The 8,147-nt window shown below is 41.5% G+C and carries 8 protein-coding genes; 3 read left to right on the top strand and 5 right to left on the bottom strand.

Annotation, left to right across the window (positions count from 1 at the left end):
- Positions 1-346: 346 nt before the first annotated feature.
- Both EHO59_RS09560 and EHO59_RS09555 read left to right on the top strand, forming a co-directional pair.
- Positions 347-1,120, top strand: a complete 774-nt coding sequence (locus EHO59_RS09560) for a sterol desaturase family protein (protein WP_135587284.1) — start codon at positions 347-349, stop codon at positions 1,118-1,120.
- Positions 1,121-1,276: 156 nt separating this feature from the next.
- Positions 1,277-1,684, top strand: coding sequence for a GFA family protein (locus EHO59_RS09555; RefSeq protein WP_135587282.1), 408 nt, complete (start codon positions 1,277-1,279; stop codon positions 1,682-1,684).
- A gap of 42 nt (positions 1,685-1,726) precedes the next feature.
- Here EHO59_RS09555 and EHO59_RS09550 read toward each other — a convergent pair whose 3' ends face one another.
- Positions 1,727-2,335 (bottom strand): TetR/AcrR family transcriptional regulator, encoded by a 609-nt coding sequence (locus tag EHO59_RS09550; protein WP_135587280.1) that lies wholly within the window; start codon positions 2,333-2,335, stop codon positions 1,727-1,729.
- 151 nt (positions 2,336-2,486) lie between these two features.
- Between EHO59_RS09550 and EHO59_RS09545 the strand changes: the two genes are divergently transcribed.
- Positions 2,487-3,347 carry an SDR family oxidoreductase gene (locus tag EHO59_RS09545; RefSeq protein ID WP_135587278.1) on the top strand — a complete coding sequence of 287 codons (861 nt, stop codon included), beginning with the start codon at positions 2,487-2,489 and terminating at the stop codon, positions 3,345-3,347.
- Between the two features lie 8 nt (positions 3,348-3,355).
- On the opposite strand, the gene EHO59_RS09540 is transcribed toward EHO59_RS09545, so the two are convergent.
- The 4 genes from EHO59_RS09540 to EHO59_RS09525 all read right to left on the bottom strand — a co-directional run bounded on the left by EHO59_RS09540 (position 3,356) and on the right by EHO59_RS09525 (position 8,067).
- A complete protein-coding gene (locus tag EHO59_RS09540) occupies positions 3,356-4,231 on the bottom strand; it encodes an alpha/beta fold hydrolase (protein ID WP_135587276.1) in 876 nt (291 codons plus the stop codon).
- A 26-nt stretch (positions 4,232-4,257) separates the two neighbouring features.
- Positions 4,258-5,010 carry an alpha/beta hydrolase gene (locus EHO59_RS09535; protein WP_135587274.1) on the bottom strand — a complete coding sequence of 251 codons (753 nt, stop codon included), beginning with the start codon at positions 5,008-5,010 and terminating at the stop codon, positions 4,258-4,260.
- Between the two features lie 85 nt (positions 5,011-5,095).
- On the bottom strand, positions 5,096-6,679 hold the full coding sequence (locus EHO59_RS09530) for an aldehyde dehydrogenase family protein (RefSeq protein WP_135587272.1): 1,584 nt from the start codon (positions 6,677-6,679) through the stop codon (positions 5,096-5,098).
- Between the two features lie 2 nt (positions 6,680-6,681).
- Positions 6,682-8,067 (bottom strand): proline dehydrogenase family protein, encoded by a 1,386-nt coding sequence (locus tag EHO59_RS09525; protein ID WP_135587270.1) that lies wholly within the window; start codon positions 8,065-8,067, stop codon positions 6,682-6,684.
- Between the last annotated feature and the right edge of the window lie 80 nt (positions 8,068-8,147).

Genomic DNA, 8,147 nt, shown 5'->3' with positions numbered 1-8,147 from the left:
GGTAACACATTGAGTCGAGTGATACTAATAGCTCGTGAGGCTTGACCATATTACGAAATTTGGTTACAACGCCAACAAGGCTTCCATAACAAGAAGCCTCGCATGAACATCCATACAAAAGATGATCAGCAAACGTTAGACATCTCTAAAAAATGTCTAACATTCATTCCAGTTGTTAAGTTCAAATTGAACTCTCAAGAAAAAGCCAGGTTTTAACACCTGGCTTTTTTGTTTGGTGGTTCGACGATCAGGGTATTACTTCCGCCGAGTAGCAGAAGCGGATTTAGATTAGGTGTATCATTCTCGACTACTTGACCCAAGGCAGATTTTTTGGAATTATATTCCTATGGATGATTTTGGAAACGAGCTGGTTCTATTTCTCCAAAAAATCCCCTATACTTGGGCTGCTCTCCTATTCTTGATCGAGAATCTTCTTATCTTTACTTCTTCTGTATATATTGGTGTTCTACTTTCTAAACATTATGTGAATCGCCGTATCACTCCAATTCCTTCCCGGATCGAGCTTCGAGAGATCCTTTTTGCAATATCTACTATATTTTTTAACACTAGCGTAACGTTACTCGGGCTTTGGCTATGGAGATCCGGTTATATACATTTTCGGAATGATATCGGACTTTTCGCGTTACTCGATGTTTTGATTCTTCTTTTTGTTATGGATGCGGGAATGTATCTGTTGCATCGGATCGCTCATATACGATTTATCTATCCATTCGCTCACAGGACTCATCACCATTACGATAAACCTCGTCCATTGACTCTCTTTGTTCTCAATCCTTTGGAAGCGCTGGGTTTCGGCGCCCTCTGGTTATTGGTATTATGCGGTTACGACTTTTCTTGGTTGGGGATGAGCGTATATCTAAGCTTGAATGTAGTGTTTGGCACGATCGGACATTTAGGAGTGGAGCCTCTATCAAAAAGATGGCTTCATTTTCCTTTATTCCGTTTGTTCACTACTAGTACGTTTCATGCAAGGCATCATCAGCATGAGGAGTATAATTTCGGTTTCTATACGATGATATGGGATCGAGTCTTCGGAACTTTAGCGCCTCAGAATTTCGAACGGATCTTTACTGAAACTCGTACGGAAATAGTGGATTAGATTAAATTTTTTTTTGTACCTTTCTTCAAAATATGACATTTCTTGTCATGAATAGGCTCTTATACTGTTCTCATTAAAAAGCCTTGGATCTGCGTTAAGAGCCTTGATTTAAAGCCTCTCTTGGTTGGTCCTTTCGCTTTCAAAAGGAAAACAAACATGAGCCTGAAAACATATAAAGGAAGTTGTCATTGTGGAGCAGTAAAGTTCGAGGTAGATATTGATCTAAGCCAAGGTACTGGAAGATGCAATTGTTCGTTCTGCAGGAAAGTCCGAAATTGGTCGGCTATCATTAAGCCTTCTGCTTTCCGTCTTTTGAGCGGAGAAGAGAGTTTGAGTTCTTATAAGTTCGGGACATTCAGTAACTCTCATCAGTTCTGTAAGAATTGTGGTGTGAGAACTGTCTCTCATGGTTACGTCGAAGAGATAGGAGGCGCTTACGTTAGTGTCGCTATTTCTTCGTTGGATGGAGTAGAACCGAGCGAGTTGATCGACGTTCCTGTTTGGTATTCTGACGGTTTAAACAATAACTGGAGAAATCCTCCCGCTGAGATTCGTCATTTGTAAGATCGGATATTTGTTTTGTGTTTGGGAACGTTCCTATCTTTCTTAAGGAATCGTTCTATAAAATTCTCCTAAGAATAAAAGACTGGAACGGAACTCCTCTAAATATTCTTCTTTTCCAGTCATAAAGTATAATTGAATCGAACCTTCGTAAAGGATCAGAATTTTCTTTGCGAAGGATCGAATTTGTTTCTCTGATAAGTTCGATTTTCTTTTGATCGGATTTGTCCTGAGATAGGATGCAAAAATTTCTTCCCAATCGTGGACAGTTTCTTCGATCTCGCCTTCCGCATGCGTTAGTTGGTCTTTGTCCGAGAAAAGTTGAGAAGATCGGATTTGATTCGAGAACACTGCAAATGGACATCCCCATAGTCTTTGCTTCTTTGCCTCTCTTTTGAGAGCCAAGCCCCAGGCATCTGCGACCTTTTCAAATTCGGCATATAGAGTGACCAAGCTTTTGAATTGTGAAGCATTCAGTTCTCTTCTCTTTCGGATGTACTCTAAACCGACCTCTCCTTTTTCCCGAAAATATTTATAGAAGCTCGCCTTATGTACTCCGGATTCTTCTAAAAGATCTGCCACTCCGGTATTAGCAAAACCGCGTTCGTAGAAAAGTTTATCAGCTGCTTGGAGGATTTTTTCTCGGGCTTTCATTCTTCTTCCCTTTCCTAACTAAGATTTTTGCAGATCTGGCAAAAGAAAAGCTTAAAAAAGTAGACTTTGACGTCTACTTTTTGTTGACAATTCTACTGCCCGGGTATAGTTAAAAAATAGACTCTGGAGTCTACTTTTGAGGAAGAATAGTATGAAACGAATATTAGTGGTCGGTGCGACTGGAAACCTGGGGAGATTGGTGGTTTCCGAATTAAAGCAAAAAGGATATTGGATCCGGATCCTCGCTAGATCCGTTTCCAAATTGCAGATCCTCAAAGGTGAATTTGATGACCATAAGATCGGCGATATTTTAGATCCGGAGAGTATGAGAACTGCCTTCTCCGAAATAGATACAGTGATTTCCTGCGCTGGCGCGAGTTTGAATCTAAAGGATTTTAGCGACAATAAGACTTTCGAAGAAATCAACTTGGGCGGAAATTTGAATGTGCTAAGAGAAGCACTTCGTGCGGGTGTTTCTAAATTCATATACACTTCTTTTCTTCGTGCGGAAGGAATTCAAAAAGCTGAATATATTAGAAGTCATGATCTTTTTTCGGAAGCGATCCGAAATTCTGGGATCAACTATACGATAGTAAGACCGACGGCCTTTTTCTCTATCCTTTTAGAATTTTTGGAATTCGCGAAGAAGGGGATAGGAATCGTAATCGGAGACGGAAAGGCTAGGATCAATCCGATCCACGAAAAAGATGTGGCTAAGGCAGTTGTAGACGCTTTGGGGAGTGAGGAGGAAGAAATAAATATCGGAGGTCCTGATATTTTTACAAGAGACCAGATCACTGAACTCGCGTTGAAAGTTTGTGGAAAAAGTAAAAAGCCCATCCACATTCCGATTTTTCTGAATCGAATCTTGGTGTATTTACTACGCCCATTCAATCGAAGGATCTTTCAATTCATGCAATTCGGAAACACTGTCCACACTCTGGATATAGTCGGACCTCAATATGGAGTCTTACGATTGGAAGATTATTTTCGAGAGAAATCGAAAAGATAGCTTCTTCTCTATTTTTCATTCGTTATTTCCATTAGGATTTTATAAATTAGATCGTAGTTCTTCCAAGGTAAAAAATGTCCTTCCTTCGGTAAAAGATAGATTTTTACTTGGGCTTGCGGGGAAAATTGTTTTTGGATGAAAGCCGCGTTACTTGGGTCGACTAATCCATCTTCTTCGCCTTGAACGACAATCGTTTTAGCGTTTATATTCTTCCAAATCGGAAGCAAGTCCTGCAATTGTCCTTTGAGAGGAAGCATTTCTGCATTGCTATGTTGCCATTCTGTAGGAAGGAGCCAAGAGCCGAGTTTTGTCGCGGCCAATTTGTTATACCACCGAACTTCTTCGCTTTCCGGATCTAAGGCAGCGGCAAGAAGCAAGAGATGGCTAAAACTATTTCCTTCTAAGGAAGCAATTCGTGCTGCCACCGGACCTCCATAAGAATGTCCAAGTAATACGAGTCGCTTCGGTTTTTCTCTTTTTTGCAGCACATGATTTAAAGAACTTAAGATCCTTTGGGCTTGCCGATTTACATCCGCATCGGCTCCTTCTGATTTTCCGAAGCCGGGTCGGTCCACGCTGAACATACAATATTTTTCTAATAATTGAGGATCTTTTAAGTACCGAAGATAATTGACCCAATTGCCCGGAGACCCATGCACGAATACTAAGATATTTTCTTTCTTAGGTTCCTTGCATCCTGTACTAAGCCAATGCACAGGTTGCACATTGGTATCTCCGGATTGGTAATATTCTTGGTAGAATGTTTCGGATTGTTTCAGTCTTTCGATCGCTTTATCATTCTCTAAACTCATTTCTTCGTAACTGGAACATCCAAGTAGAAGTAAAGCAATGGGTAGAATTTGGTAGAGTCGTCCGTTTTTCATTCTAATAGACTTAGACTCGGAGCTTTCTAATTTCGTTTAAGCCATTCGAACATGGTCTCAAAAATCTTTTCTTTTCCGGGTTCGTCCAATAGCCAATGCGCATGGTTTGGGAATACAACATATTCAGAGTTTTCGTATTTTCTTGCGATTGCCTTAGTAACTCGATTGGGAATGATTCTATCATCCTTGCCTGCAAGAATTAATACAGGGCAATTTACTTTATTTTCATCTACCTTGTTTCCGGAGAAAGGATCGAAGAACCAAAATGCCAATTCGAATAAGGCTCTTCCGGATTCGTAGTTTAGTAATTTATAATATTCACTCCATTTCTCTTTGGGCAATCGATTGAATAATCCGAAATTTGCTCCTCGAATCGTTGGCCGAAATGGTTTTGCCCAGAATTTCCAATGAAAAGCGACTTCTAGCAAGGTGTAGAGTGGTGAGAATCCCAACGGAAAAATTCCTTTGGGTGCGGCCGGTGCAAATAATACGATTCGACTCGCGTATCCTTCTGCTGCTAAGGCTTGGGCTAACCATCCTCCCATGGAATGTCCGATCAAAGTGGGTTTGTTCCAGCCTTTTGCTTGGATTTCTTTCTTTAGAAAAGAAACGTAATCGATTAATCTATATTTCCCAAGTTCCGGAGGTGATTCTAGGTCCAAAGAGTGATAGGGAAGTGTGGGTGTTAAAACTTCGTGGCCCGCTTTTATGAGAGCTTCTTCCAGAGAGTCCAAGGTTCCTGCTCTGGACCACATTCCGTGGATCAATACGATTTTCATTCTTCTTTCCTAAAGATCCAAAATAGAGAACACTATTTGGTCCTAAATTCAAGTAGAAAAGAAGAAGATCAGAGAAATGAAACTCTTATGTTTCCGGGATGAATCCTCTTCTCATCGTATTTTCGGTGATGTTGACCGGTTCCAGGAATTGTCTGAGATAGTCTGGACCACCCGCTTTTGCGCCCACTCCCGAGAGTTTGTATCCTCCAAATGGTTGCCTGTCCACAATAGCTCCAGTAATGCCTCGGTTGATGTAGAGGTTGCCCACTTCGAATTTTTCCTTAGCATATTGTATATGCTTCGGATTTCTGGAATAGATTCCTCCAGTTAGCGCATAGTCGACGTTATTCGCTATTTGAATAGCTTCTTCGAAGTTCTTTGCTTTGAATAGCGTTACATAAGGTCCGAAGAATTCGGTTTGTCCTAAAGGAGAATTCGGATCCTCGCTTTCAAAGATGATTGCATCCACGAAATTTCCGTTTTGCTTTATCTCTCCTGAGATTGTCCTTCGGCTAACGATTTTGGGAGCGAATTCCTGAGCGAGTTTGTCCAATCTTTCTTTGGATTCGGAATCGATCACCGGTCCGATCTTTACGGAAGGATCTTCGGGTGATCCGAATTTCAGAGACTGTAGTGCCTCGATAAATCTGGTCTTGAAGATTTCGTAGTTTGATTCGAGCAGAATAAGCCTGGACAAAGCGCTGCATTTCTGTCCCTGGAATCCGAATGCGGAAGCTACAGAGCCAAGCACTGCCTCGTCCAGATCCGCATCTTCGTCCACGATGATTGCATTCTTTCCTCCCATCTCTGCTATGACTTTTTTCACGAACTTAGTATCTTGGTTCGCAGCTTCTCGGATCATTCCGAGACCGACGGCTCTGGAGCCGGTGAAATTAATCGTATGTACCAGCGGATGTTTTACAAGATAAGCTCCGATCTCTTCTCCCTTGCCTGGAAGAAAATGCAGTGCAGAAGAGGGTGCTCCCGCTTGCAATAGTATATTATAGAGTTCGAATGCGATTGTTGAAGATTGTTCCGCTGGTTTCATGATCACAGTGTTCCCGGTTACCAATGGGGCAACTGTCATTCCGCATAGGATCGCCAAAGGGAAATTCCAAGGAGCTACCACCAGGCTTGTTCCTCTCGGAATATAGTAATATGTATTCTCCTCGCCCGGTAGATTTCTTTGTCTCGGATGAAAAAGTGACTCCGCTTCTTGCGCATAGAACTCACAGAAGTCAATTGCTTCCGCTATCTCTGCGTCTATATCCTTTACTCCTTTTCCGACTTCTAAGGACATGAGTGCGGTCAGTCTTGCTTTCTGAGCTCGAAGTAGCTGAGCTGCGTTTATTAATACTTGGATCCTTGTCTTAGGATTTTCATTTTTCCAGGTTTCGGAGTATCTGTTTGCTGCAAGTATCGCTTCTTCTGCGTCTTTTAGAGAAGCGTAATGTATATCCGCTATTTTTTCGGATCGATTTGCAGGATTGGACCAGGATACCTTGAGAGAGGTCTCCTTCTTCTTTCCGGAAACGATCGGATATACTTGAAAGGGGAGTTCTTTTTTTAAAGAAGAGAATGCCTTCTCAAGAGAAGCTCTTTCTTCCTCCTTGGAGAAGTCCCTCAAGGGTTCATTATGAAAGCCGTTATGATTTTGATCCGAATTCATATTTACGATCTATTCTCCAGGATAAGAAGACTCTCTCTGTCCTTCTTGTTTGCGTTGATATTCTTTAAAAAGCCTTCGTTTGTGGAATTCTCCAAAAGCCTTCGAACTAAGTAGGCCATTCCAGGGATCACTTCTCCAATGGGAGAATATTCCCTTACTGAGATCCCGAGATGGCGGATCGCTTTCTTATAAGAATCTCCCATACCGTAAAGCATTTGCACTTCGAAGAAATCGTTCGGCACTGAGAATTCTTTCGCACGGACGAAAGCGCAGGAAAGGCTACGTATATTATGAGAAGCGAATGCAGGTCTAATATGTGGATACGATTTGAGAAGAAGGGAAATGCATTCTTCGTAGTTTTTGTCCGTATCCGATTTCTTTAAGAATACGGGGGCCTCCCATCCTTTCTGGGCTGCTTGGATCATTTCGTATTCCCAGTATGCGCCTTTTACTAAGCGGATTGTCAAAGGATACTTTCGTTTTTTTGAATATTCTATGATTCTATGCAAGTCAGATTGTGAGGATCTAAGATATGCTTGGATGACCAGGCCGAAATGAGGATAGTCCGCGAATTCAGGTTCGGAAAAGATCTGTAGAGCGGTGTCCAGCAGGATCTCCTTCGTTTCATACTGTTCCATATCCAGATTAATGAATATATTTTTGGAGACTGCAGAGCTTAAGATCGGTCTCAGTTTTTCTTTTAGATTTTGGACGGAAGAATGATGTGCGAGTGGATCTAATTGGGAATAAAGAGAAGAACATTTTACGGAAACATTTCCGACCGGCTCGTTTATAAATACTCTCTCTCTGATCTTGGACAATTCTTTGTCTTTGGAGATTTCGTCTAACAACAAGAGATATTCCTTGCTATATCTCTCTGCTTCCTTTTCGGAAAGCACTGCTTCTCCCAAGATATCTATAGTTGCACAGATCCCATTTTTGTATCTAGAAAGAATCTTGCTTCTTTCGGAATCGAAGGTTCTTCCTAAAATAAAGAATTTTGCTACGAATTTGATTCCTACTCTTGCGGAGAGTGCAACCATGCTTCCTGTGAGAGGATTGGTAAGAGAGATCGCGAGTAATCCCACCATCCATTTCGGTAATTCAGTAGGAGTTTCCACAAAGTACAAACGGATATAGCGAGCGATCAGAGAAAGTGAATTCAGACTCGGAAAAAGATCGGCAAAGCGAAATGCCTGCAACTTTAAGTTAGGTCTGTCTTCTAAGAATAAAAGGCTTTTGGAAAAAAGATTATAAGAACTGAAGGATCCAGACTCGAATGTATCGCTTAAACGGAATAGTTCCTTTCCTTGCTCTAGGATTCTTGGTTCCGGATCTGTTCGCTCGGATGAATTGGGAAGGGAAGTATTTTCTTCTATCGCTTTCATGCGGCTCTTCTCTTTACTTTGTCCGACCGAAAAAGCCGGGACAAGGTTTAAGATTTCCGATTTAATTTTACCATGCGATA

This window comes from Leptospira semungkisensis (genome assembly GCF_004770055.1).
Classification (GTDB): Bacteria; Spirochaetota; Leptospiria; order Leptospirales; family Leptospiraceae; genus Leptospira_B; species Leptospira_B semungkisensis.
Note: the sequence above shows the minus strand (reverse complement) of the source record. Positions and strands in the feature narration are given on the sequence as shown.